Annotated in this window: 16 protein-coding genes and 1 tRNA gene; 13 read left to right on the top strand and 4 right to left on the bottom strand. The window is 63.8% G+C overall.

The annotated features are described in order from the left end of the window. Positions 1-25: 25 nt before the first annotated feature. From ACLRGI_RS11035 to ACLRGI_RS11025, 3 genes are read right to left on the bottom strand one after another with little or no spacing between them, the layout of a single operon-like run. Positions 26-2,521, bottom strand: coding sequence for a transglutaminase TgpA family protein (locus ACLRGI_RS11035; RefSeq protein WP_419201698.1), 2,496 nt, complete (start codon positions 2,519-2,521; stop codon positions 26-28). Beyond that, positions 2,518-3,984 (bottom strand): DUF58 domain-containing protein, encoded by a 1,467-nt coding sequence (locus ACLRGI_RS11030; protein WP_419201697.1) that lies wholly within the window; start codon positions 3,982-3,984, stop codon positions 2,518-2,520. The genes ACLRGI_RS11035 and ACLRGI_RS11030 overlap by 4 nt, the downstream gene beginning before the upstream one ends. Positions 3,985-3,997: 13 nt before the next feature. Next, entirely contained in the window at positions 3,998-5,086 is a 1,089-nt protein-coding gene (locus tag ACLRGI_RS11025) for an AAA family ATPase (protein ID WP_419201696.1), read from the bottom strand. A 196-nt stretch (positions 5,087-5,282) separates the two neighbouring features. On the opposite strand from ACLRGI_RS11025, the gene ACLRGI_RS11020 reads away from it, so the two are divergent. The 5 genes from ACLRGI_RS11020 (at position 5,283) to ACLRGI_RS11000 (ending at position 11,420) form a co-directional block, all read left to right on the top strand. Continuing rightward, complete coding sequence (locus ACLRGI_RS11020; RefSeq protein WP_419201695.1) at positions 5,283-6,179, top strand: TatD family hydrolase; 897 nt, start codon at positions 5,283-5,285, stop codon at positions 6,177-6,179. 290 nt (positions 6,180-6,469) lie between these two features. Next, positions 6,470-7,639, top strand: coding sequence for a resuscitation-promoting factor (locus tag ACLRGI_RS11015; protein ID WP_419201694.1), 1,170 nt, complete (start codon positions 6,470-6,472; stop codon positions 7,637-7,639). A 26-nt stretch (positions 7,640-7,665) separates the two neighbouring features. Next, on the top strand, positions 7,666-8,547 hold the full coding sequence (gene rsmA, locus ACLRGI_RS11010; RefSeq protein WP_419201693.1) for a 16S rRNA (adenine(1518)-N(6)/adenine(1519)-N(6))-dimethyltransferase RsmA: 882 nt from the start codon (positions 7,666-7,668) through the stop codon (positions 8,545-8,547). Continuing rightward, positions 8,544-9,536, top strand: coding sequence for a 4-(cytidine 5'-diphospho)-2-C-methyl-D-erythritol kinase (locus ACLRGI_RS11005; protein WP_419201692.1), 993 nt, complete (start codon positions 8,544-8,546; stop codon positions 9,534-9,536). The genes rsmA and ACLRGI_RS11005 overlap by 4 nt, the downstream gene beginning before the upstream one ends. 51 nt (positions 9,537-9,587) lie before the next feature. Beyond that, positions 9,588-11,420, top strand: coding sequence for an ABC-F family ATP-binding cassette domain-containing protein (locus tag ACLRGI_RS11000; RefSeq protein WP_419201691.1), 1,833 nt, complete (start codon positions 9,588-9,590; stop codon positions 11,418-11,420). A 323-nt stretch (positions 11,421-11,743) separates the two neighbouring features. Here ACLRGI_RS11000 and ACLRGI_RS10995 read toward each other — a convergent pair whose 3' ends face one another. Next, positions 11,744-12,343 (bottom strand): TetR/AcrR family transcriptional regulator, encoded by a 600-nt coding sequence (locus ACLRGI_RS10995; protein ID WP_419201785.1) that lies wholly within the window; start codon positions 12,341-12,343, stop codon positions 11,744-11,746. A 288-nt stretch (positions 12,344-12,631) separates the two neighbouring features. Between ACLRGI_RS10995 and ACLRGI_RS10990 the strand changes: the two genes are divergently transcribed. From ACLRGI_RS10990 to ACLRGI_RS10955, 8 genes are all read left to right on the top strand, one after another. After that, positions 12,632-12,703, top strand: a tRNA-Gln gene (locus ACLRGI_RS10990). Positions 12,704-12,826: 123 nt separating this feature from the next. Further along, a complete protein-coding gene (gene glmU / locus ACLRGI_RS10985) occupies positions 12,827-14,326 on the top strand; it encodes a bifunctional UDP-N-acetylglucosamine diphosphorylase/glucosamine-1-phosphate N-acetyltransferase GlmU (protein ID WP_419201690.1) in 1,500 nt (499 codons plus the stop codon). Next, a complete protein-coding gene (locus tag ACLRGI_RS10980; RefSeq protein ID WP_011774071.1) occupies positions 14,323-15,303 on the top strand; it encodes a ribose-phosphate diphosphokinase in 981 nt (326 codons plus the stop codon). Before glmU ends, ACLRGI_RS10980 begins: the two co-directional genes overlap by 4 nt. 319 nt (positions 15,304-15,622) lie before the next feature. Beyond that, complete coding sequence (locus ACLRGI_RS10975; RefSeq protein ID WP_419201689.1) at positions 15,623-16,198, top strand: 50S ribosomal protein L25/general stress protein Ctc; 576 nt, start codon at positions 15,623-15,625, stop codon at positions 16,196-16,198. Between the two features lie 120 nt (positions 16,199-16,318). Next, positions 16,319-16,903: an aminoacyl-tRNA hydrolase gene (gene pth, locus ACLRGI_RS10970; protein WP_419201688.1), complete on the top strand. Its 585-nt coding sequence runs from the start codon at positions 16,319-16,321 to the stop codon at positions 16,901-16,903. A gap of 141 nt (positions 16,904-17,044) precedes the next feature. Further along, complete coding sequence (locus ACLRGI_RS10965) at positions 17,045-19,777, top strand: helix-turn-helix transcriptional regulator (RefSeq protein WP_419201687.1); 2,733 nt, start codon at positions 17,045-17,047, stop codon at positions 19,775-19,777. 41 nt (positions 19,778-19,818) lie between these two features. Further along, on the top strand, positions 19,819-22,479 hold the full coding sequence (locus ACLRGI_RS10960) for an AAA family ATPase (protein WP_419201686.1): 2,661 nt from the start codon (positions 19,819-19,821) through the stop codon (positions 22,477-22,479). A gap of 470 nt (positions 22,480-22,949) precedes the next feature. Continuing rightward, on the top strand, positions 22,950-25,436 hold the full coding sequence (locus tag ACLRGI_RS10955; protein WP_419201685.1) for an AAA family ATPase: 2,487 nt from the start codon (positions 22,950-22,952) through the stop codon (positions 25,434-25,436). The last annotated feature ends 27 nt before the right edge of the window (positions 25,437-25,463 follow it).

Genomic DNA, 25,463 nt, shown 5'->3' with positions numbered 1-25,463 from the left:
GGCCCTTGGCTGTCCGGGGCGGAACCTACCGGCGCTGGGGGAGCAGGCCCCTGAGCCTGTGCCACCACCGGGCAACCGCCCACCCAACGGCCCTGCCAAGCCTCCCAACCGCCCGGAACGGCGCCCCGAGTGCGTGGACCCAGCGCTGCATCATCGACGGCGGCAGCCAGTCAGCGCGGAAGCGCACCAACCAGCGGGCATTGTTTCGCAACGCCTCACGGACGACGGCGATGCGGCCGCCCGCTGGCGGTGCCGGCGCAGTCAAGCGTCCGTAGCGTTGCCGTTCGAAGTCCGAGGTGAGGGACGCGACTGCTGCGTGTGCGGCGTCATCGAGCCCTTCTGCGTCACCCAGTGCGGTACTGGACCGTAGCCGGGCGGAAAAGTGCCTCGGGGTTTCGCTGGGAGTTGACGGGACGCCGTAGTCGGTTGCGAGGTCCTGGAGCTCCGCCCATGCAAGTTCAGGGGCAGGATCCTTGACCCCGGGAATGCCGCCTTCATCCGGAGGTTTTTGGTTCAGCCTGCGTCGTCGGAGAACCGTCCTGCTCAGCCTCGGCGACCAGAGGAAACCTGCAAGCAGCAATACGCCGACCGTGGCGGCCCCGATCGCCGGCAGGGGGTTCGTTGGTGCGGATCGTGAGCCGGGAGTTTCCACGCCCGGGAGGGGTATGGCGGGAGTCGCAACGGGGGCAGGGGTGGTGAGGACCTCTTTCTCATCGGCATTGGTGCTGAGATTGCCCGCAACCGAAGATTCCGTGGCGTATTCGGGAACGACCCCCCGCGACGGTGTGGGCTCAAAGGGAACCCAGCCGAGTCCCTCGAAGTAGAGTTCGGGCCATGCGTGGGCATCCCGGGCGTCCACCTCGTACTCAGGAAAGGAACCCTGGCCGACCAAGGCCACCGACTCGCCCGTGAGCCGACCTGGTGCGTAGCCCACGGCGATGCGGCTTGGTATGCCTTCGGCGCGCGCCATGACAGCCATTGCCGAGGCGAAGTGGACACAGTAGCCGCTCTTCACTGCGAGGAAATCCGCCAGGACCGAGAGCCCGTTTCCGTCATAGCCGTTCTGCACGGGAGCCTGCAGGGAGTAGGTGAACTCGCCGGAACGGAGATACTTCTGGAGGGCCAAGGCCTTGGCATAGTTGCTGCCCGCGGATGCCGTGACGGAGTCGGCTGTTTGCCGCACGATGTCCGGAAGATTGCCCGGAATCCTCAGGAAGTTCTCAGAAATACCCCTCGGAACGGCATTGGCCTGGGACAGGGATTGTGCGGTGATTTTGGGAGCTGCGGAGAAAACGACGTACCGTTGCGCACGGGTTGTGGTCTCCGTGCTCATGATGCTTAAAGTGGCCGGATCCCAAGTCCAGCGCCCGTTGAGGCCATTCACCGAGGCCGGGGCAAACGGGGCCGGGAGGTACGGACTGGTGAACAGGCCCGCGTTGACGGACGTCACGGCGTTCACCACCTCGCCCTGAACGGCGTACCCGGTCTCGATCCTGTCCACACCTACGCGGCGCTCAGCCCCACGATCATCCGGCGCCCAGGTTTCGCCGTCAAAGTTGTCGATGGTGACCGACCGCAAATACAGGGGTGTGTCCGCGCTGGTGGCATAGGTGATGCGACCCGAACCGGTGGGACTCCGGAGGCTGTTGCCCAGGGTGATCATGGGATTGAGCCCGTTGGACGTGCCCCAGGGACTGAGCCGTGAGCCCTGCGGAAACGTGCCTGTCTCGAAGCCGGGTATGGCAAGGGGCACCGTCATGGTCAATGCCAGCGCCAAGCCACCGGTGAGGATTGAGCGCCTGAACTGGCCGGCACCGCGTCCCGAACCGGATTGGAGCCTGGCGTCAGGGGCGAACCAGTGGCTGCACCCGAGGATCAGCAGGTAGCCCACGGCCGCGCCGATGAACCCTGCCACGCCCACGCTTTGGGGCTTGATGGTGGCCGGGACCACCATGACTGCCAGCAGGCCAATGCCACTGGCTGCAGGCATGGACAGGGGAACGGCCAAGGCATCGATCAAGATCACCAGGAGCCCAAGGCAGGCACACATGACGAAAACGATCCCCGCGTTCGGTGCCACCGGGGCGCTTTCAGACACTACTGTCTCGGCGGCCCGTTTAATGAGGCGTCCGACGGCGGTAAAGGTTCCGGTGGTGGGGATAAACCCAGCCAGGCTTTCCTGACGGCAGAAGATGAAGCTAAGCACGCCGGCCAGCGAGGCAAAGGCGCCCAAAGTGGCAATCAGCGGCTGGGCACGGAGGGCCCGAAGGACGGCCAGCGTCAGCGCCACCACTACCACCGTGGTGATCAGCGGCATGAACCAGGCCCAGCCCCTGAGGACACCATTCAGGGACAGTGCAGCACCAAGAACGGCAACCGCCACTGATGCTGCCATGGCCCACGGATAGGCACCTGGCCCCGGCGCCTGCGGCCGGGGCGGTTTACCCGACACAGGCGTGCCGGACGTGCCGCCCGGTTGGGCGGGGGCGCTGGGGGATCCGCGATGGGAGGTAGCAGTCATCGTGGCACCGCCGCTCCACGCCGGACATCCATGGCTGCGTCGGCAGCCTCTACGATGCCGCCCTCGTCGAAGGCTGACCAGGCAGCCGTCAAGGGGGTTTTTGATGTGACAGCGGCTGCTCTCCAACCTGCGAGACGCAAAATTTCAAGTACTTCCTCGTTGTTCCGGGAAGCATCGGTCATCACCAAGGCGAACGCGTTGGCGCCGTACCCGGCCGCCGGGGCAAGTGCCCTTGCCTCGGCAAGGGAGAGGTTACCTACCAAGGCAAGCAGGGGACCGCGCAAACGGTGCGCAGAGAGTTTGTCCATCAGACGGTCGTTGAAGGGAAAATCAGCATTTTCCGCGCTTGTCGCGCCAGGGGAGTCAGCTTTGTGTTCTGCGCTGTGCTGGTGTTCCGGGCTATGCTCGCTCCTGTGGTGCTCCATCCTGGTGTGCCTGGGACCGCTAAGCTCCACGGCTGCCAGGCCTTCGGCGATGGCCTGAAGGCCGCCCAACGCCGAAAATTCCTCCGCCTCCGGGTCCGGTGCAGACCGCGAACGACGGAACGCCGGGCCGCCGAACGAGTCAAGGAGCCGCAAGGAATAGTTCCGTTCGGCCAAGTGCGCGGTGATGGACATGGCCGCCGTGACAATCCATTCGAAGTTGGTACTGGTGACCAGATCCGAATCTTCGTCGTGGCCACCGAAAACCGAACCGGTTCCGGCGGCAAAAGCCCTGAATCTCTGGTCAAGGATGAGAGTCGCTTCGGGAGTTGTCACCGACTCCTCCTGGCGCACCATGAGCTGGCCATGGCGGGCAGTCGCTGCCCAGTGAACGCGGCGCATGGGATCACCGTGCCGGTACTCACGGGTCATGATGTCGTCATCGCTGGGATTGGCCCGGATCCGGGTCGCCGTCACGCCATCGTTTCCGCGCGCACCGGCGAGGCCAGTGACGGGAAGTTCGACGGCGGCGGGCGTCACGGTGAGGATGTCGCCGTCGTCGATTGCATGTCGCCGGAGCGACAAGCCGAAGGGGTCACTGAACTCCGCAGTAACCGGACCGATCCGGAACTGTCCCCGCTTGCCCGAGCGCAGATGGTATTCGTAGCGGCTGGTGCCTCCGGAGGCTGAGCGGGCGGGAAAGCGGAATGCGGGAGGCTCGCCGAAACGGGGAGGCAGTTGCTCCTCCATGATCACGTGCCTGGCGGAATACGAAGACCGGGCAACAGCGAGGCGGACAGTGGTGGTGCCGGATGTCTCCACGGTGGACGGGTTGAACTCCCGGTACACCTGGAACTTGGGTTTGAGCACCCGGACTCCGGCCAGCGCGACTATTGGCAGGACAATCAACAGGACGGCCAGAGTCAGGAGATCCCGCCTGCCCAGGACGTAGGCGCACCCCAAGGACAGGGCCCCGGCTGCCAGGATTCCCCAGCCGCGGTTGGTGAATAAGTGCTTGGGGAGCCGATCCATGAGCGCCATACCGGCATCTCTCCTAAACGCTGTGCCTGTCCCTGCGCCACGTGCCGGGGGGTTCCTGGGCAACGGGCAGGGAAGCGAAGATGCCGCGGAGGATGCTCTGCGGCGTGTCACCCGAACTTGCGGCCTTGCGGTCAAGGATGATGCGGTGGGCCAGCACCGATTCAGCCACGTCCACCACATCGTCCGGAAGAACGAAATCACGGCCGTCCAGTGCTGCCGTGGCCTTGGCCGCCCGGAGGAGTTGCAGCAAGGACCGGGGACTCGCGCCAAGACGGAGGCGGGCACTTTCGCGGGTGGCCCGCCCAATGGCCACGGTGTACTCCTTGATGGCTGTGGAGACATGGACCTGCTGGACCGTGGCGATCATGGCAGACACATCGGCGGCCGTCACCACGGGAGTGACCTTGATCAAAGGCGAGGACGCCTGATGCGTCTCCAACATCTCGATCTCGGCGTCCCTGTCCGGATAGCCCATGGAAATCCTGGCCATGAAGCGGTCACGCTGTGCCTCCGGCAGCGGGTACGTGCCCTCCATCTCAATGGGGTTCTGCGTAGCTACCACCATGAAAGGCAAACCCAACTGATAGGAATGACCGTCCACGGTCACCTGATGCTCTTCCATGCATTCGAGGAGGGCCGACTGTGTTTTGGCCGAAGCGCGGTTGATTTCGTCGCCGATGACGATGTTCGCGAACACTGCTCCTGGCCGGAATTCGAACTGCCGGGAAGACTGGTTGTAGATGGACACGCCGGTGACATCAGAGGGCAGCAGGTCCGGCGTGAACTGGATGCGGGACACCGTGCAGTCCACGGTACGGGCCAGCGTCTTTGCGAGGAGGGTCTTGCCGACGCCCGGCACATCCTCCAGCAGGAGATGGCCTTGGGCCAGCAACACAGTAAGGGCGAGCTTGGCGGCGTCGGCCTTTCCGTCGATGACCTTGTTGATGGAACCAAGGATGCGCTCACTGGCATCGTGGAACCGCTCCGGATCCATGACATGCGGCCGATGCCCGTTGAGCCCCGCGCCGTCACGCGGCAGAGGACTGTACGCCTCGCCTTGATCAGGAGATGGTTCAACGGTGACTTGTCGCTTGGACTCCATGGATTGCCCTTCAGCCGTGGCCCCGGCAGCAGCTGTCTTAGCTGAGCGCTGCTGGTGGTGGCCGCTTGTCCGTTCCAGACTACCCAGACATTGGCCCGCGCTAACATAGTGCTCCGCAATTTATGTGGCGCAGGGAATCTACGCCTCCCTCCTCCCGGGTGCCCGGGGAGGACCACGGTCCGATTAAGGTGGAAGCATGTGCAATCCCCTTGCCCCCGCACCGTACCGGGCGCCTTCCGATGCAGCAGGCCAAAACGACTCCCGCCGGGAGTACCCGCCAGCGCCCGAACCCCTGCCCGTGCCCGTGATGGACAACCACACGCATCTGGACTTCAGGCACGGTTTGATCGAGGTCTCGGTCAGGGATGCGATGGACTCCGCCGAAGCCGTTGGTGTGCAGGGTGCCGTGCAAGTCGGATGCGACCTCGAATCTTCCCGATTCACAGTGCAGGCGGTGGAAGCTGATCCCCGGCTGCTCGGTGCCGTGGCAATTCACCCCAACGATGCCCCCGAATATGCAGCCCATGGTGAGCTGGAATCGGCGCTCGCCGAGATCGAGGCGCTGGCCGGTCACCCCCGGATCCGTGCCATCGGCGAGACCGGGCTGGATTTCTTCAGGACCCATGGAGAGGGTTTGGCCCATCAGCGGTACTCCTTCCGGCGACACATAGACATCGCCAAGAGACTCGGGCTGACGCTTCAAATTCACGATCGCGATGCCCATGATGACGTAGTTCAGGTCCTCCGCGAGGAAGGCGCCCCCGATCGCGTGGTGTTCCACTGCTTCTCCGGAGATGAGGAGCTTGCCCGGATCTGCAACGAAAACGGCTGGTACATGTCTTTTGCCGGAACCATGACGTTCAAGAACGCCGGGAATCTCCGCGCAGCCCTGGCGATCGCAGAGCCGAGCAGGATTCTGGTGGAAACCGATTCGCCTTTCCTTACGCCGCATCCCCACCGGGGGAGGCCGAATGCGAGTTACATGGTCCCTTACACCGTCCGGTCCATGGCTGACGTGACAGGAGATGACTTGACCGAACTTTGTTCGCGACTGGCCGAAAATACCGTGAACGCCTATGGTTCATGGGCCTAGAGTGCCTTTTTCCCAGCTACGTGGATTGTGACCTTGAATACCCGGTATGCACGATTCTTGGTTCGTTTATAACGGATCGGTTACTGTGTTAAACAAGTAGCCGGGGTCGGGGAAGGCCTTCGGACAACTGCTCCCCTTCATTTGGGAGCATTCAGTTGAATGTTTTTTGGCGGCGCAGATGCCGGCAGCAAGTGTGGGACCAGGCTTATTGCCTGGCCCTATCGTTTTGCGGTCGGCATTACTTTTGCGCTTTTCCCCGTGCCCGGATGGTCTGAGAGTAATGGGCGATCGTGATCAAGTTCTTCACAACGGATGGCAAGTTCAGTTTCCTCAAAGTAGGTACCCAGTTGCTGGTAGTTGCGGCACTGGTGGTTGGTGTAGTGGCCTTCGTGGGCAACAACAAGACCGTCACCCTCAACGTGGACGGCAAAGTGAGCTCCATCCAGACCTTCGGCGGCACGGTTGACCAGGTGGTCAAAGCAGCCAAGGTCGAGTTGAAGGACGCAGACCGCGTTTCGCCGGCACTTGACGCGCGGGTCGAAAACGGATCCGTAGTGAACGTCAACCTGGCCAAGGCCGTGTCCATTGAACTGGACGGCGCCCGGAAGACCGTGAACACCACGGCCCCTGACGTTGCAGGCCTGGTCAGCGAACTCGGCGTAGCAAGCTCCTCCGAGATCTCCCAGCCCAAAGAAGCATCCTTGGAAGTGACTGGCTCGTTCGTTTCCATTTCCACGCCCAAGACCATCAGCGTGGTAGCCGACGGCAAGGACACCAGCACCACCACGACGGCGGACGACGTCGCCACGGTGCTCAAGGACACAGGAATCACCCTCGGCGCGAACGATCGCATCTCCCAGCCGGGCAATGCCCCCGTTGTGCAGGACATGGTCATTAAGGTCTCCCGCGTGGATACCAGCAAGACCGCCGAAGTCACCGAAGAAGTACCCTTCGAAAGCGTGAAGAGCGATAGCGCCGAACTCTTCAAGGGCGAAGAGAAAGTGACGCAGGAAGGCGCGGCCGGATCCCTCGTCAAGACCTTCAAGCTTGTCCTCGTGGACGGCCGTGAAGCGTCCCGCACCCTTGCCTCCAGCAGCGTCGCCACCGAGCCGGTAACCGAAAAGATCAGCGTGGGCACCAAGGCCCGCCCCGTCCCGACTCCTGCCCCCCAGGCAGCGGCCGCGGCCGCAGCACCCGCAGCCAGCGGCCCCACCGGTGCTCCCAACGAAGCCATGTGGGACAGGATTGCCCAGTGTGAATCCGGTGGAAACTGGTCGATCAACACCGGTAACGGCTACTACGGCGGCCTGCAGTTCTCCAGCCCCACCTGGCTTGCCAATGGCGGTGGAGCCTACGCTCCCAACGCCAGCCTTGCCACCAAGGCACAGCAGATTGACATCGCCAACCGCCTTTACGCCAAGAACGGCCTCCGGGACTGGGGCTGCGCCAGCGCCGCCTGACCCCGCACAGGCGATACGATACCAAGGTGACTGAACCGAATTCCGAACCCGCCGCCGTCGCGCCCTTGATGGGCGCCACAGATATCCGACGGCTCGCCGGGGAAATCGGTGTACGCCCCACGAAAACACTGGGGCAGAACTTTGTGATCGACGGCAACACCATCCGCAGGATTGTGGCTGCAGCCAACATTGGCGACGACGAGACCGTGCTGGAAGTAGGCCCTGGCCTTGGCTCCCTGACCCTCGGTTTGCTGGACGCTGCCAAGGCTGTGGTCGCCGTCGAAATCGATCCGGTGTTGGCAGCAAAGCTGCCGGCGACCGTGCAGGCCTGGCGGCCCGGGGCGGAAGACAACTTCCATCTGGTGCTCTCCGACGCCATGAAGGTCACTGAACTGCCGATGCCTCCTACCGCGTTGGTGGCCAACCTGCCCTACAACGTGGCCGTGCCGGTTGTGCTTCACCTGCTGCAGCATTTCCCCAGCCTCCAACATGGACTGGTCATGGTGCAGGACGAGGTTGCCGATCGCCTTGCCGCCACACCCGGTTCCAAGATTTACGGCGTCCCATCGGTCAAGGCAGCCTGGTACGGGCATATGCGCAAGGCCGGCGTCATCGGGATGAACGTGTTCTGGCCTGCGCCGAAGATCCATTCAGGGCTCGTTGCGTTCACACGCCATGATCCGCCCCAAACGCACGCCACCCGGGAACAGGTGTTCGCAGTCATCGATGCTGCCTTCGCCCAACGGAGGAAAACGCTGCGCGCGGCACTCGCCGGGTGGGCCGGAAGCGCCTCCGAAGCGGAGCGCTGCCTGGTAGCTGCCGGCGTTGACCCCACCGCACGCGGCGAGGTCCTGGACATCCACGCCTACGTCAAGATCGCCGAAGCCCGCCACCCCGTTGACGCATGAACCCGGGTAGCCGCAAGCCAAGCAGCCTCCCGTTCGCCAGGGATCGCTTCCATGCCCGCACGGTTCGCGTTAAAGCCCCGGGGAAGATCAACGTGTCACTGAGCGTGGGGCCGTTGCGGCCCGACGGCTACCATTCGGTGGCCAGCGTGTACCTCGCAGTCTCCCTATACGAGGAAGTGGCAGCAACAAGTACAGAAGCTGAAGGAATCACCGTCAGCATCAGTCCGGACAGCACGCTGGACTTGGACGGCGTAGACATTCCCTTGGACGAGCGCAATCTCGCCTACAAGGCTGCGGCCATCATGGCTGAAATGTCCGAGAAACCAACCGGTGTGCACTTGGAAATCACCAAGCGGGTTCCCGTTGCCGGCGGCATGGGCGGTGGCTCCGCAGACGCCGCAGCCACCCTGTTGGCTTGCGATGCCCTCTGGAACAGCGGCCTTTCACGCGAGGAACTCGCGCACCTGGCCGCCGAGTTGGGCGCAGACGTGCCGTTCTCGCTCCTGGGAGGCACCGCCGTCGGGCTTGGCGTGGGAGATAAACTATCGCCGGCCCTGGCCAAGGCGCAAACGAACTGGGTGCTTGTTTTCGCCGACTACGGACTGTCCACACCTGACGTGTTCCGCGTTCTGGACGGACTTCGGGACTCTGAAGGCGTCAGGATTCCCGAGCCCGTTGACGTGGATCCCACTATCCTCCAGGCCCTGCGGAACGGCGATCCCGAAACCCTCAGCCGGGTGCTGATCAACGATCTCCAGCGGGCCTCCATAGCGTTGGCGCCGCAGCTTCGCGACACCATCGGACTCGGCGAGGCGCGCGGCGCCCTTGCAGGCATGGTGTCCGGCTCGGGGCCCACCATAGCCCTGTTGGCCCGGGATTCCGTCTCGGCAACGGTTCTTGCCGAAGAGTTGAGTCACCGTGGACACTATGCCCTGGCCGTTCACGGTCCCGTGCCCGGCGCCCGGATCATCTCCGATACCCTCCTGTAGTATCCTCCAGCTCCTGTACCTCCGCATTCCAGCAGCAGAAAGTAGTACCCATTGGCCCACCTGCTCGGCGGCGAAAACCTCACCGTTTCGTTCGCTACCCGCACTGTCCTCGACGGCGTCACCCTCGGCTTGGAGGACGGCGACCGCATCGGCATGGTGGGGCGCAACGGCGACGGTAAGTCGACGCTCATGCGCCTGCTTGCCCTACGCTCGACGCCGGACTCCGGCCGCGTCACCAAGCGCGGGGAGGTCAACGTCGGCTATCTGGACCAGGGCGACGTTCTTGACGGCGACCTCACAGTGGGCGCTGCGATTGTTGGCGACCGCGCGGACCATGAATGGGCAGCCAACGCGAAAATCCGCGAAGTCATGGGCGGACTGGTGGGTGACGTCGATTGGCATGCCAACGTCCACGCGCTGTCCGGTGGCCAAAAACGCCGTGTTGCGCTGGCCAAGCTTCTCATCGAAGACCACGACGTCATCATGCTGGACGAACCCACCAACCACCTCGACGTCGAGGGCGTAGCCTGGCTGGCCCGGCACCTCAAAACACGTTGGCGCGCAAACCAGGGCGCCTTCCTGGTGGTCACCCACGACCGCTGGTTCCTCGACGAAGTCTGTAACTACACCTGGGAAGTCCACGACGCCATGGTGGACATGTTCGACGGCGGGTACGCAGCCTACGTTTTGGCACGCGCCGAGCGTGACCGCATGGCCGCCGTCGTCGAAGGTAAACGGCAGCAGCTCGTGAAAAAGGAACTGGCCTGGTTGAGGCGCGGTGCTCCCGCCCGAACCGCAAAGCCCAAGTTCCGCATCGAGGCTGCCAACGACCTCATTGCCGACGTTCCCGACCCCCGCGATTCCGTGGCCCTCAGCAAGATGGCTACTGCACGCTTGGGCAAGGATGTGCTGGACCTCGAGAACGTGACGCTGGACTTTCTGGACGGGGAGGAAGGGCAGAAACTTTTCGACAACATCACCCTGCGGCTGGCGCCGGGGGAACGGCTCGGCCTGGTGGGCGTGAACGGTGCCGGCAAGTCAACGCTCCTGAAGCTGCTGAACGGCGAAATCCAGCCGAGCTCGGGGAAGGTCAAGCGAGGCAAGACCGTGGTCACCGCAGTGCTGACCCAGGACGTCAAAGAGCTCGACGAGGTCTCCGACCTGCGTGTCATTGAGGTCATCGAACGCGAAAAACGGTCCTTCAGCGTGGGCGGCAAGGAATTCACCGCCGGCCAGCTCGTGGAACAACTCGGGTTCACCAAGGAAAAGCAGTGGACACCCGTCAGCGACCTCTCCGGTGGTGAACGGCGTCGGCTCCAGCTCTTGCGCCTGCTGGTAGGGGAGCCCAACGTGCTCATGCTCGACGAACCCACCAACGACCTCGACACCGACACCTTGGCCGCCGTCGAAGACGTCCTGGACGGCTGGCCCGGAACCCTTGTGGTGGTCAGCCACGACCGCTACCTCCTGGAACGTGTCACCGACAACCAGATGGCGTTGCTGGGAGACGGCAAACTTCGTGGTCTTCCCGGCGGTGTGGACCAGTATCTGGAACTTCGGGAAGCTGCACTGGCTTCCGGTGCCGTTGGTGGCGGCTCAGGTGCTCCCACCTCGGCAAGCGGCGGTTCATCAGGTGCTGCCGCTCCGTCCGGAGCCAGCGAAGCCGAGAAACGTGAAGCCCGCAAGGACCTCAACAGGATCGACCGCCAACTTGGCAAGATTTCCCAGCAGGAAGAAAAGCTCCACACCCAGATGGCCGCCAAGTCCGAATCCGGTGACTTCGACGCCTTGGGAGAGCTCAACGCCAAACTTCAGGAGTTGCTCGAGGAGAAAGAGGGCCTGGAGCTGGAGTGGCTGGAGGCCGCCGAAATCCTCGGTGAGTAGTGCGGCGGCTTGTCAGAGGCGTCTCGCCGTCGCTTGGCGGTGCGGGACGTCTCGCCGTCGCTTAGCGGTGAGGAACGTCTCGCCGTCGCTTAGACACGACGCAAAGGGGAAACTCCGGTCGCTGGGCGACCTCCGATTCCCGATGCGCCGCGATGCGCTCCTTTGCGGGACGTCCCAAACCGCGGTGGAGCCACGCTCGCTCACATCCCTCGGAAGTTGACCTGGAGCACGTCGCCAACCCGCTATTCCGTTGATGCCCAACACCGGGAAAGCGGCGCAGCGACGGAACAGGCGCTCTGGAGCAGATGTGAGAGAGGGTTCGGCTAGCCTTCGCTGCGGAGGCCGGGCTCTTTTTGCAGGCCCGTCAGGCCGTTCCACGCCAGGTTCACCAGGTGGGCGGCAACTGCCCGTTTGTCGGGCGTGCGGCTGTCAAGCCACCACTGGCCGGTCATGGCCACCATTCCCACGAGCATCTGCGCGTACATGGCTCCGTCTGCTGCGCTGAATCCACGGCGCGCGAATTCGTCGGAGAGCAGGTGTTCCACCCGGGCGGTGACATGGGAGAGCAGCGTGGAGAAGGCGCCTTCGGGCTGTGATGGCGGGGCGTCCCTCATGAGGATCCGGAAGCCGTCGGTGCGGTCTTCGATATAGCCGAGGAGGGCCAGCGCAGCGCGTTCGACCAGCACGCGGGGCTTGGCTTCGGTGCTGAGGGCTTCGGTAATGGAGTCCAGGAGGATCCGGAATTCGGTCTCGACCACTTGGCGGTACAGGCCTTCCTTGGAGCCGAAGTGTTCGTAGATCACGGGCTTGGAGACGCCTGCGGCGGCGGCGATTTCCTCAATGGTGGTGCCATCCAGTCCGCGGGCAGCGAAGAGGGCACGACCAATGCCGACGAGTTGTGATTTCCGCTGCTGTCCGGTCATCCGTACGCGAACTGCGGGGCCGTTGGGGACGTGACCTCCGTGCTCGGAGGCGGCCGCTGGCCGGGGGAGTTCAGTGCGGTTGCTCACGTGACCATCATGCCCTAAGTGACTGAGGATACGGGTGATGGGCGGGTGCTTAGCGGGTGGAAGCGTGCATCCCGGAGGGGCCACGGAGCGGTCAAGTCGCGAAGCACGCATTGGTCATGGCAAACTAGATTCTTGTGTGTGCATCCCGGTGATCCGGGAAACCCTCCGGAATGCAAGATCCGGGGGATGAATCATGCACGGTCCGCTCTGGTGTAATGGCAGCACCCCGGCCTTTGGAGCCGTGGAGTATAGGTTCGAATCCTATGGGCGGAACGGTCGGAAAATGCGCTCCTTCTCTGTACCTGTAGCGGCTCTCACGGTGCCTGGGTCCATTGCTGGATGGCAGCTTTCCGAAGCCGGGTTACCCGGGACATACCGAGCAAGGAGAGCCAGTACGTGAGCCCCGAAACCACCGGTCCCGCAGCGGTGATCGTTTTGGCCGCAGGTGCCGGAACGCGCATGAAGTCGCGGACTCCCAAAATTCTCCACGAAATCGGCGGCCGCTCCATGGTGGGCCACGCTCTCCTCGCAGCGCGTGCCATCAATCCGCTGAAGCTGGCCTTGGTTGTCCGTCATGAACGTGACCGCGTAGCCGAGCACGTCACGGGGCTGGATCCGGAAGCATTGATTGTTGACCAGGACGAAGTTCCCGGCACGGGACGCGCGGTGGAGGTGGCGCTCAACGCGCTGGACGGCGAAGCTGAACTTTCCGGCACCGTGGTGGTCACCTACGGCGATGTCCCGCTGCTGACCGGACAACTGCTCGGCGAACTTGTGGCAACGCACGAGGCTGAGGGCAACGCCGTCACGGTCCTCACTGCAGTGCTGGACGACGCAACCGGCTATGGCCGGATCCTTCGGGCCGAGGACGGCACCGTTACCGGTATTCGCGAGCACAAGGACGCCAGCGAAACCGAGCGCGCCATTCGCGAGGTCAACTCCGGTATCTACGCTTTCGACGCCGCCGTATTGCGCGATGCGCTGGCGAAGGTCACCACGGACAACGCGCAGAGCGAGATGTACCTGACCGACGTCCTCGGGTTGGCCCGTGACGCCGGCGGCCGGGTTGCCGCCGTCGTGACTGAGGACCGCTGGCAGGTTGAGGGTGCCAATGACCGCATCCAACTGTCCGCCCTTGGCGCGGAGCACAACCGCCGCATCATCGAGTCCTGGATGCGTGCTGGCGTGACAGTGGTGGATCCCGCCACCACGTGGATCGATTCCACCGTGACGCTCGACGAAGACGTCCGCTTGTTGCCCAACACCCAACTGCACGGTTCCACCACGGTGGCGAGGGACGCCGTCGTCGGTCCTGACACCACTTTGACCGACGTCAACGTTGGCGAGGGCGCAAAGGTGATCCGAACGCACGGTTCCGGCTCCACCATCGGTGCCAAGGCGAGCGTTGGGCCGTTCACCTACCTCCGCCCCGGTACGGTCCTGGGCGAAACAGGCAAGATCGGCGCGTTCTACGAAACCAAGAACGTGACAATCGGCCGCGGCTCCAAACTGTCCCACCTGGGCTACGCCGGTGATGCTGAAATCGGCGAAGACACCAACATCGGTTGCGGCAACATCACCGCCAACTACGACGGCGAGAAGAAGCACCGCACTCTGATTGGCTCGGGCGTCCGCACGGGTTCAAACACGGTCTTCGTGGCCCCTGTGACAGTGGGCGACGGCGCATACAGCGGCGCCGGGGCGGTCATCCGCAAGGACGTTCCCGCGGGAGCCCTCGCCCTCAGCCTGGCCGCACAGCGTAACGCCGAGGGCTGGGTAGCAGCCAACCGGCCGGGCACCTCCTCCGCGAAGCTGGCCGAAGCCGCGCAGGAACCGGCATCAGCATCCACATCTTCACAATCCCCGGCAACCATAGAAGAAGGCAAACAGGCATGAGCGAAATTACCGCACACGGCGAGAAGAAACTGATTCTCGCCGCCGGAAGGGCGCATCCGGAGCTGGCGCAGGAAATCGCGAAGGAGCTGGAGACCGAGCTCCTGCCCATCGATGCCTACGACTTCGCAAACGGGGAAATCTACGTCCGTTCGGCCGAGAGCGTGCGAGGCACCGATGCCTTCGTCATCCAGGCCCACCCGGCTCCGTTGAACAACTGGCTCATGGAGCAGTTGATCATGATCGACTCCCTCAAGCGCGCCTCGGCCAAGAGGATCACGGTTGTTTCCCCGTTCTACCCGTACTCCCGCCAGGACAAGAAGGGCCGCGGCCGCGAGCCCATCTCCGCCCGCCTGGTTGCCGATCTCTACAAGACCGCCGGCGCGGACCGCATTATGTCCGTTGACCTGCACACCTCGCAGATCCAGGGCTTCTTCGACGGCCCCGTGGACCACCTGATGGCTATCCCGCTGCTGGCCGATTACATCCGCACCAAGGTTGAGGCTGACAACATCACGGTTGTTTCGCCCGACACCGGCCGCGTCCGCGTTGCCGAGCAGTGGGCTGAACGCCTGGGCGGTGCCCCGCTCGCGTTCGTTCACAAGAGCCGCGACCTTACAGTGCCCAACCAGGCCGTCTCCAAGACCGTCGTTGGCCAGGTCGAAGGGCGCACCTGTGTCCTTATTGACGACATGATCGACACCGGTGGAACCATCTCCGGGGCCGTCCAGGTCCTGAAGAACGCAGGCGCCAAGGATGTCATCATTGCCTGCACCCACGCGGTCTTCTCCGATCCCGCCGCGCAGCGCCTGGCTGATTCCGGTGCCCGCGAAGTTGTGGTCACCAACACCCTGCCCATCCCGGCCGAGAAGCGCTTCCCGTCGCTGACGGTGTTGTCGATCGCACCGTTGATCGCACGTGCCATCCGTGAAGTGTTCGACGACGGTTCGGTCACCAGCCTCTTCGACGGCAAAGCGTAACGCCGGACTGCTGAATTTGAGCGGGCCATCCGCCGCCTTCGGGCGGTGGGTGGCCTGTTTTCGTTGCACGTTTTTAGAAACAGCGCGTACCGCTGCTAAACTCTTGGGGATACCTTGGCGAGGGAGAGCACATCCGGTTCGCATTTTGTGGACCAGGGTTGCGGGTCTCCGTTATCGACTGGGTCTGCATCTCCTTCAACACAGGCGGAACGGCTGCTCGGCGGCCGATTTCAGCCCGGCGTAGAAGGTCTCCAGACCTCCGCCCTTGCTGATAGACCGGCCCGGACTTTCCGGGTGCCACAGTAATCAAGGAGTACACATGTCTGAGCAGAAGCTCACCGCAGAACTGCGCACCGAATTCGGCAAGGGTTTCGCCCGCCGCGCACGCATGGCCGGCCAGATCCCGGCTGTTATCTACGGCCACGGCGCAGAGCCGATCCACATCAACCTGCCGGGCCGCGCCACCACGCTGGCAGTTCGCGTTTCCAACGCCCTGCTGGCAATCGACGTCGACGGCGAGCAGCACCTCACGCTCGTCAAGGACATCCAGCGCGATCCCGTAAAGCAGATCATCGAGCACGTTGACCTCCAGACCGTGAAGGCCGGCGAGAAGGTTACCGTCGACATCGCCATCCACGTTTCCGGTGAAGTTGCTCCGGGTGCTGTCGCCAGCCTCGAAGCCACCACAGTGTCCCTCGAAGCTGAGGCAACCCACGTGCCCACCGCCGTCGAGGTCAACATCGATGGCCTCAAGGCCGGCGAGAGCATCCACGCTGCCGACCTCGTGCTGCCGAAGGGCTCCACCCTGCTCACCGAAGGTGACACCCTGGTGGTCCGCATCGCCGAAGCCGCTGGCTCCGAAGAAGAAGAGACCACGGACGCTGCTGCCGAGTAGTCTTCTGACTGCTTGAGGCTTACGCCGTTGAGTGGCCGGGCACCCTTGGGGTCCCGGCCACTTTCTTCTTTGCCACCCCTAATTCCTGCTGGTTAACCAACGCTTCCCTAGGATGAGACCATGACTGACACCTGGCTGATTGTCGGCCTCGGCAACCCCGGCAGCGAGTACAGCAACAACCGGCACAATGTGGGCCAGATGGTGCTGGATGAGCTGGCTTCCCGTATGGGCGGGAAGTTCAAGGTACATAAGGCCCGGGCTCAGGTTGTGGAGGGGCGGCTGGGCTTTGGAGGTCCCCGCGTGGTGCTGGCAAAGCCCATGACGTACATGAACGTTTCGGGAGGCCCCGTGGCAGGGCTGTGCAACTTCTTCGACATCACGCCGGACCATGTCATAGCTGTGCACGATGAGATCGACATCCCTTTTAACACTGTCAAGTTAAAAATCGGCGGCGGCGAGGGCGGCCATAATGGCCTCCGCGACATCTCCAAGGCACTTGCGACGAAGGACTACCTGCGTGTCCGCGTAGGGGTGGGTCGGCCTCCGGGGCGCATGGAGACGGCGGACTATGTCCTCCGGGATTTCGCCACCGCGGAAAAGGAGGAACTGCCGCTCCTCGTGGACGAGGCGGCCGATGCTGTGGAGTTGCTCATGGACCAGGGCTTGCTGGCTGCGCAACAGAAGCATCACCCGGCCAAAGCTTGAGCAAATCTTGAGGAAAGCCTGATCAAAGCCTGACGGTCCCGGGGACCCTAAGGCCTACAAAGTGCGGGCGCCCGGCGGTAGTGTGCATGGTACGCAAGTAAGCGGTGGGGGACTGTCGCGGATGTGTAGCTAAGGATGCGGATGTCGGCGGAGTTGCTAAACAGGAGCGGTGGGGGCGCAGCGAGGGCTGCGGCTCCCGATCATGTGGGCGGCCCAACAGACCGTCAAACATGGTCACTGTTGGCCCGGAGCCACGATTTGTCCAAAGCGGGCAAACATCTGGAATCGCCCGACGCCTATGGAGTGGTCCTCACCGGGGAACGGGGCATCGGCAAGTCGGGCCTGGCGAGGGCAGTGGTATCTTCACTGGGCCCCAAAGTTCACAGCCTCCAACTGCGTAACACCGTAGCCAGCGGCCAAACCCCTTACGGATGCCTCGGTTTCCTGTTGGCCCGATTGCCTTCAGGGGCCGTGGGCTCACCTACGGGTATCCTGCACGCGGTCACCAAGCTGATCAGGACAGAAGCCGCTGGCCGCGACACCGTTTTCATTGTGGACAACGCCGGCGGCATGGACCCCATGAGCACGGGTGTGCTGTTGAACCTCATGGCTACCGGCACCGCGAAGGTCATCGCCACCGTGCAACGCGCCAGCGACCTCCCGGTCGATTTTCATCGGCTCGTCCTTGAAGGATCATTGGGCGAGGTCCACCTGAACACGCTCAGCGAGGAACAGACCAAGCAGGTCCTGGGCTCCGTCCTGGGCCACTATGTGTCTTCTACGCTGGTGGGGTCACTGCACTCCGCCGTGGGCGGCAACCCCATGCTCCTGCATGCGCTCCTTGAGGAGCAGCGGCATACGGGCAACCTGGTCCTCAACGACTCCGTCTGGACGCTCCGGGACCGGATCAAGCTGGAGGGCGCGACCGTGGTGGAGGACTTTGTCCGTTCCAGACTGGCGCGCGAACCGCAGGCCAGCAGGACCGTCGTCGAGATCCTGGCCTGTGCGCAGCGCGCCACACTGTTGGACCTGGCCGCTATCTTCGGTACCGAAGTCCTGGTTGACATGGAAGAGTCCGCCCTCCTGACCATTGAAAAGGACGGTGACCACTGGGTATCGCTCCGGGACCCGTACGTGGGAGAGGTGGTCCGCGGCTGGCTGAGTACCCGTCGCATGCGTGAGCTGCGGTTGATGCTGCATGGCCCCAAAGAGCCTGAACTGCAGGCCCTGGCACCACAGGACCTCCTGAGTTACGCGGCGTGGATGCATGCCTCCGAGGACGAGCCCGCGCCGTCGGCCGCGCATGCACTTGCGGCCGGGCGGGCTGCGTTGGATGACTACGACCCCAACTTCGCCATCCAGTGCACCTTGTCACTGGACCCGAAGGACGATGAATGGGTGCCGGGGCAGCGGTTGAAAGCAGCGGCCTACCTCATGTTGGACCTACCCCTGCATGCGGCCCAGGCATTGGATGAGGTCTCGGAGTCCCACATCGAGGCTTTGGAGCCATTGGAGTTCGCTGAAGTCATCACAGCAAAATGCCAGGCAATGACGTGGATTGATGGCCGGTCCGCGATGGTGCCGGGAGTGATCGCCGCCGGCTTGGAAACGCTCGAAGCCAAGGCGCCGGATTATCCTGCGGAGGCCATGGTCAAAGCCCGTAACCGCCTCCGGCTGTGCAGCTACGAGTACCAAACGTACATGGGCGAGTACGCCGCCATGATTGAGGCCTTGGAAGAGGAACAGGCCAAGGATCCGGCGGAGGATCGCGAACACTGGCTCAAGTCCTCCTTCTTCCTGATCGAGGCCCGTTGCATGCTGGGCAGGGAGCTGGAAGCCCAACAACTCGCGCGGACCGTTTCGCGGCATTTGGGAAGCACCGACCGAGCTGCGCAGTTGGAGGAATCTTTCGCCAGGCATGCGTTCCTTGTCCTCCTCTTGTCCGGGCAATGGAGGAAGTGCATCGAGCTCATGCGCCGCACTCCCTCGGGGTCCTCGCGCCTTCAGTACCGTGGTGCGCTCACCGAGCTGGGCGTCGGGCTCGCGTTCGCCTATGCGGGCAAGCCTGCCAGCGCAATCGAACCCCTGCGCTCCGCCGTTGCCCAGTTGGAGCTTCGGCCGAGCATGAACATGAACAAGGCGGCCTATGCAGCCACCGCTTTCGCCTACGCTCAACTGGGCAACTCAGTGGAGGCCGGCCGGTACTTGGACCTCTATAGAACCTGCAGGGGAGTAGGGACGTACTTCTCCGAGTCCGTAGCTGAGTTCTGTGCCGAGATGGCTGGGCGGTGGATGGGCGACCCTGACGTGAAGCAGCGCCTGCTGGCCCGGGTACGCAGCGACATCGAACAGCAGCGTTTCACCACAGCGGGCATCTACCTTTTCGGCGCCACTGTGGAGGGCACTGACGACGATTACCGGCTGCTGGAAGACATTGCCGGCCGTCGGCAAGGACCGTTGGCCAAGATCTCCGGAGACCTGGCGCGCGGCGCCCTGACCAAGAGTTCCCGTTCACTGCTGGCGGCCGCAGATGCCGCAGCATCCTTGGACCTGCTGGTGGTCGAAGCCAGGTGCGTGGCCATGGCCCTGGACTATGCCAGGGACGCCGGCGAGACAACAGCGGCCCGTACGGCACAGTTGAGGCTTGAACGGCTGGAACATTCGGTCCCCGCCTTACCTATCCAGCCACGCAGCGACGCGCCGGTGTTGACCGAACGGGAACGCCAAATTGCTAAACTCGCCGGAAAGGGTGTCAGCAACCGTGAAATCGCGATGGATATTGGGGTGTCTGTGCGAACTGTAGAAGGTCATCTGTACCAGGTCTTCACCAAGCTCGGCGTATCGTCTCGGGGCGAGCTCAATGGGCTGCTATGAGCCACGGCGCGCAATTTCCGTAAGCATGGTGTGGGTTGCCCATGCAGGCTGAGCACCTTGTAGGCCGGGACGCCGAACTGGACCTCGCCATGGAGATCCTGCGGCAGGAAGGTGCCGGGGCCGTGCTCCTGGTTGCGGATCCGGGCATCGGCAAGACCGCACTCGCAGCCGAAATCGCGGCCCGTCTTGCCGGGGAAATGGTGGTGATGCGGGTCCATGGCAGCCCCGCTTTGTCCGCCGTGCCCTATGGCGTCCTTGCCCCGTACCTGCTGGATCTTCCCGTGGAGCAAACGACATCACCGGTGGCTATTCTCCGCTTGTTTTGGTCGCAGTTCGAGAAACGGCGTGGCGGCGAAGGTGCGCGCCTGCTGCTGATCGTGGACGACGCCCATGACCTCGATGAAGGCAGTACACAGATTTTGGCAGAGTTGGTCACGGCTGGATGGGCCCGGCTGGTGGCTACCAGCAGGCCCAGGCCAGGACTGCCGGCGGCCTTGCTTCAACTTTGGTATGAGGGACTGGCAGAACGGCTGGAGCTCCACCCGCTCGAAAAGGAAACTGTCACGGAGTTGGCGGAAAAAACCCTCGGGGGAACCATGGTGGCCAGCGCCGCGGAGGTCCTGCACTCCGCGTCCGAGGGCAACCCGTTGCTCCTTCACTGCCTCCTTGAGGACTCAAAGACTGACGGGAACCTGGTCCGCCGCAACGGAGTCTGGCTCCTGACACGGGCATTGTCCGGCAGCGGGGAGAGCCTTGCCGAGGTAGTCCGCAACAGGGTCCTCCGGACCAGCGAAGCCGAGCGGGAGGCGATGTACATGGTTGCCTTATCCGAGCCCGTCCCTGCCTCTGTGCTGGACGCGCAGGTAGGCAGGGACACCGTGCGGGCACTGATGGACAGCAGGCTTGTGCTCTCCGCCAACGGGCCCGGCGGGCCTCTTAAGATGTGGCACCCCATGTACAGCGAGGCGCTCCGCAAGATCGTCTCGCCTGCCCGCAGCCTCCAGATCCGCCAGCGCATGGTCCAGCAATTGCCACCGGAACCGTCCACCCCAGAGGGACTCCTTCGGATGGTGAGCTGGGCACTGGACTGTGGTGACGACGTCGCTGATGAACGTCTGCTGCAAGCAGCATTCCTTGCCGCAAAAATACTCCAAAACCCCTTGGCGCTGGCGGCGGCGGGCAAAGTCCGCTCAGAAGCACTGAGGGCGCGTGCACGCGCCGTCATGGCCATGGTCCACTACAACGACGGCGACTATCGCGGTGCCGTGCGGCTGCTGGAGGAAAGGGCCGGTTTCCTGGACGCTGATCCACCGGGACCCGTGGGAGCTGGCTTGCTTTGGGCTGCAGCGCGCAACGCCGCAGGGGATGCCTCGGCGAACATCGTGGCCGATGCGCGGACCACGGCCAAGGCCCTGATCCGTGAGCGGGAAACAGCGGACCCCGTGGTCCAGCAAGTCGAAAGAAACGTCCGGGCACTGGAACTGGCGGCACTTGCCAACGATGGACACTATGAGGAACTCCGCGAGGGCCTGGAGCGGTTTGCGGAAGGGCTCGGAGCGGATGGGCCCGACCACGCCATGAACCGGATCTTCCTGCTTGCGATGCAGTGCGAGCTCCTGACCGTGGAGGGCCAGGCCGTGCAGGCGCTGGAAGCTGGCCGGGAAGCCCTGTTTTTGTTGGAAGAACACGACGAGGACCTCCTGTACTTCAGCGACTTCGTTCTACTGCGCTACACCCTGGCCGCCCTGGAATCCGGCGAATGGGAAGCTGCCGGTACTGCCCTTGACCGTTACGCCGCCGGTTCGGCCACGGGACTCATCTATTTCGGGGGAGGCATTGACGCGCTCAAAGGCATGTCACTGCTGCGCCAAGGCCGCCTGGAACAGGCTGCGGAACTCCTGACGCCCGCCGTGGAAGCGCTACGGGTCCGCGACCCGCTGCAGTTGCGAAGCCTGGGCGATGCTTTGGCGTTCTACGCAGCGGCCAAGTCCGGCAATCAGGTGCTCGCCCAGCGTCTGGGAAGCGAGCAGGGAGCGGATGCCTCCGGCGGCGCCTTCGTGGAGGCGCTCGCGGAGCTCTTCAGGCTGGCAGGCCAGGAACTTCTCAATAAAGGCACAGGCCTGCAGACAATGAGCCGGCTTCCCGAATCCGGACATCTTCACCGGTTGCCGGGAGTCCTGATGCAGAACCTGGTACTCCGGGCGGAGCTCGGTGACGTGCAGGCCATGGAGTCCATCCAGGAAACGGCGTCGTCGATGGCCGGGAGCTGGGCAGCCGGCTGGCAGTCACTGGCGGTGGCACAGTTGCGTGGTGAGGGCCAAGGTTTCGTTAATGCGGGCAACCTCCTGGCTGCTTCCGGGATGCCGGGACCGGCCGCAGTGGCCTTCGACAAAGCGGCTGTGACCTTCGATGCCGAAGGCAAACGCCCGGAGGCGCGCCAAGCAGCGGTATTGCGCGATGTCAGCGAGGCCAGCTTGGGCGACGCCCGGGTTCATGACCCCCATACCGAAGCAGACCGATCCGTGCCACTGACCAGGCGCGAACAAGACATCGTGGCACTGGCCGTCTCGGGACTGACCGACCGTCAGATTGCGGAGAAGCTCATGGTTTCCGTGCGGACCGTGGAAGGCCACTTGTATCGGAGCTACGCCAAATTGGGTATCCGGCGGCGTGAAGACCTGGGTGCCGCCGTCCGTCACTGACGCACGCTCCTGAGTACCCGCAAAACGGCCTCCCGGCCCACCCGCCCCGCCATTCCGCGGAATTTGCCAAATCAATGGAGTAATGCGCGGGTATTCCGTGTCTAAACCAAGTAGTGCCCCTCCCAAGGACTGAGTACAACAGAGTATAGGGAGGTCGAATGACGCCCGCTTTTCGAGTACCAACTACTGATGTACGGCATGTTGCGCCCCGGCAGTATTGATCTTGGAAGAACGGTTCAGCCCCAAGCATCACCGGAATTCCGAAAGTCGCATCACCCGCATCGGAGGTCTCTCGAGCCGATGCTCCGGCCGCCGAAAGGTGGTCCGGCCCTGTACGAAGCCGGCGGCGACAGAGTCTTCTGAGACCGAGACTCTCCCCCCAGCCGCCGCCGGCTTCTAGGCCAGGGACCCCGCTCATCGCGGAACCCACCCCCTCCCGCATCATGGGACCTGCTGCTATTGGAGTGTGCATGTTGCCGGACCCCTGGCTGGACGAAGACACCGTCACAGCAGGGCTGAGGCCATCACAATTCCCGGACAGGGCGCAGCTGGTCGACCTCATTCTCTCCGCCGTTCCGTCGGCGTCCACCAGTGGCATAGTGGTGGTGGGGGAGCGGGGCTCCGGAAAGAGCCACCTTCTGCTCTCCGTCAAAGAAGGACTCCCCAAAACCGTGGACGTCCGCACCTTCAGCGGGAAGCCGGAACTTAAGGCGCTTCACTTCGGTGCATTGGGGGCCGTTCCCGCAGGCGAAGTTGAGGAGGCCGTAGCGCCGGGCCTCCACGTACTCCGGGCCCTCACGAATACCTTGGGGCCGGCCGACTACTTGTACACACCACACTTGGGACGACGCCGGAAAAAACGGCACGCCCAGCCGGCACGGCCGCAGCTGGTCCTGTTGGTGGACGACATCCACTACGTCGATCCAGCTTCCCTGGCGGTCCTGCTGCAACTCATTCCCGGTTTCGGTGCAACCCTGGTGGCCACGGCCGAAAGCCACCACCCGCTGCCGCAGGACCTATATCAGCTGTGGGAAGACGGCTTCCTGGAACAGTACTTCCTGCCGCCCTTCAGCTTCCGTGAAGCGCATGCCCTGTGCGAGGCCCTCCTGGGCGGACAGGTTCAGCGACGGGCAAGCAGCCTCCTCGCTGCCATGAGTGGCTTCAACGTCGGGCTGCTTTGCCTCGCGGTCAATGACGCCCGCCGCGCGGGTTTCCTGGTTCGGATGGACGGTTTCTGGACCATCGATGTCCGGGCCCACTGCGATTGGCCGGGCGTGGTGGAGCATATCCGGGCCGAGAATTTCTCCCGTCCTCCGGAGGAGCGCCAAGCCCTGGAACTCATCGCGCTCGCAGAGCCCGTGGCGCTTGACGCCGTGGAGCGCCACTTCGGCCGGAGGGCCATGGAAAACCTGCTCGCGAACCACGACATCCGGCTGCTGGCGGGCCGACCTCCACTGGTGCGGACGAGCTCCTGGCTGAGAGGGGAAGGAATCCGACTGTCTGTACCGCGCTCCCGCAGTATGGCACTACGGCTGGGCATGGAGGAACCTGCCCTGACTGCAGAGACGGCGCCCGCCATGCTGCGATGGATGACCTGGACCCTCGACTGCGGTCTGACGCTCTCCGACGAGCTCCTCCTGGCAGCCGCTCCCGCCGCCGATGTGCCGTCAACGGCAGAACTTGCAATGAAAGCAGCTTCAGCAGTGACGGCGGCGGATCACGTGGACGAGGCCAGACTTCTTAGGGCACGAGCGCTGGTTGCCGAGGGCCAACTCGGGGAGGCAACTCCGGAACTTCGGCACTTGGCGGCCGTGGGTGGGTCGCCTGATGTGCGGGCGGACGCCGCGCACCGACTTATGGCGCTGGGGCTGCTGGGTGGCGCACCCCTTGAAGCGCTTTCCACCGTGCCGGAGTCCACCGTGCCGGAGTCCACCGTGCCGGAGTCCACTGTGGAGGAGCCTGCTGCGCTGATCACATGGAGTGTCAGGGAAGTGGAGCGGCTGCTGCTCTCAGGGGCGGCACCGGAAGCGTTGCAGAAGTCCTCGACTGCGATGGATGCCATCGGCGCCGACCCGGCTTTGACGATGTTCCTGCCGGGCGTGCTGCTGCGGCATGTGATGAGCTTGCGATACAACTTGGCGTGGGGATTGGTGGACCCGCTTTTGGACTATCCGGCTGACTACACCCTGCCGCTGCACCTTTCGGCTTGCCTGGACGTTGCCCGTGGCTATGTCCAGCTCAGCCAAGGTCTACCGCGAGCAGCCCGCGCCACCTTGGAGCCGGTCCTCGCTGAACTGCACGACGCCGGCCTGCCGCCTGTACTCGCCCTGGCTGCGGCCCTGCTGGCCTACTCCGAGGCGCTTTGCGGAAATCCGCGGCAGGCCATGAGGAGGGTCGGGCAAAGCCTGGCCGCTCAGAAAGCCGGCCAGGGAACCGCCCGGAACCTGGCGGACCTGGACCCAACCCGCCTCTTGCCGCAGCTCACTGCTCTGTATGTGGCGGCGGCGCAGGACCAGGCCTCCGGCAGGTCAACCCAGCTACTGGCGCTGGCAGAACACTTGCACGCCCGAAGCAGCCTCTTGATGGAGGCGGAGGCGTTGTCCCTCCTGGCACTCAACTCGAGGAGCGCCGCCGTCGACGATCTTGAGATCCAGCGCCGCCTGGGCGCTCTGGCTGCTGCTGTCCACGGTCCGGCCGGGGCGGCACTGCGGACCTTGGCGAACGCGTTGGTGGAGAACGACCCCAAGACCTTGGAGTCGGCGGGGCGGAGCCTGTCCGCAGACCGGCAGTTTGCCCATGCAGCCCTTTGCTATTCGCGGGCTGCCAGCGGTTATGAAGCCAGGACACGTACTGCTGCGAGCCGCCGTGCCTCGGTGCTCGCGGAGCGGCTCCGGAGTGCCTTCGACAGCGGGATGGTTCCACCACTGGGATGGGTGCCCGGGAGGGCCGGCGGCTGAAGTGCTGTACGGCACACCTTCGGCACC

It is taken from the genome of Paenarthrobacter sp. PPS72 (assembly GCF_048537125.1).
In the GTDB taxonomy this organism is placed as follows: domain Bacteria; phylum Actinomycetota; class Actinomycetes; order Actinomycetales; family Micrococcaceae; genus Arthrobacter; species Arthrobacter nitroguajacolicus_E.
The sequence above is the reverse complement of the archived record's forward strand: the minus strand, read 5'-3'. Positions and strand labels throughout refer to the sequence as shown.

What these genes read in the sequence shown, in the direction of transcription:
- ACLRGI_RS11035 (WP_419201698.1), bottom strand. Translation starts at nt 2,521, where the DNA reads ATGACTGCTACCTCCCATCGCGGATCCCCCAGCGCCCCCGCCCAACCG.
- ACLRGI_RS11030 (WP_419201697.1), bottom strand. Translation starts at nt 3,984, where the DNA reads ATGGCGCTCATGGATCGGCTCCCCAAGCACTTATTCACCAACCGCGGC.
- ACLRGI_RS11025 (WP_419201696.1), bottom strand. Translation starts at nt 5,086, where the DNA reads ATGGAGTCCAAGCGACAAGTCACCGTTGAACCATCTCCTGATCAAGGC.
- ACLRGI_RS11020 (WP_419201695.1), top strand. Translation starts at nt 5,283, where the DNA reads ATGTGCAATCCCCTTGCCCCCGCACCGTACCGGGCGCCTTCCGATGCA.
- ACLRGI_RS11005 (WP_419201692.1), top strand. Translation starts at nt 8,544, where the DNA reads ATGAACCCGGGTAGCCGCAAGCCAAGCAGCCTCCCGTTCGCCAGGGAT.
- ACLRGI_RS10995 (WP_419201785.1), bottom strand. Translation starts at nt 12,343, where the DNA reads ATGACCGGACAGCAGCGGAAATCACAACTCGTCGGCATTGGTCGTGCC.
- ACLRGI_RS10980 (WP_011774071.1), top strand. Translation starts at nt 14,323, where the DNA reads ATGAGCGAAATTACCGCACACGGCGAGAAGAAACTGATTCTCGCCGCC.
- ACLRGI_RS10975 (WP_419201689.1), top strand. Translation starts at nt 15,623, where the DNA reads ATGTCTGAGCAGAAGCTCACCGCAGAACTGCGCACCGAATTCGGCAAG.
- pth (WP_419201688.1), top strand. Translation starts at nt 16,319, where the DNA reads ATGACTGACACCTGGCTGATTGTCGGCCTCGGCAACCCCGGCAGCGAG.
- ACLRGI_RS10965 (WP_419201687.1), top strand. Translation starts at nt 17,045, where the DNA reads ATGTCGGCGGAGTTGCTAAACAGGAGCGGTGGGGGCGCAGCGAGGGCT.
- ACLRGI_RS10960 (WP_419201686.1), top strand. Translation starts at nt 19,819, where the DNA reads ATGCAGGCTGAGCACCTTGTAGGCCGGGACGCCGAACTGGACCTCGCC.
- ACLRGI_RS10955 (WP_419201685.1), top strand. Translation starts at nt 22,950, where the DNA reads ATGTTGCCGGACCCCTGGCTGGACGAAGACACCGTCACAGCAGGGCTG.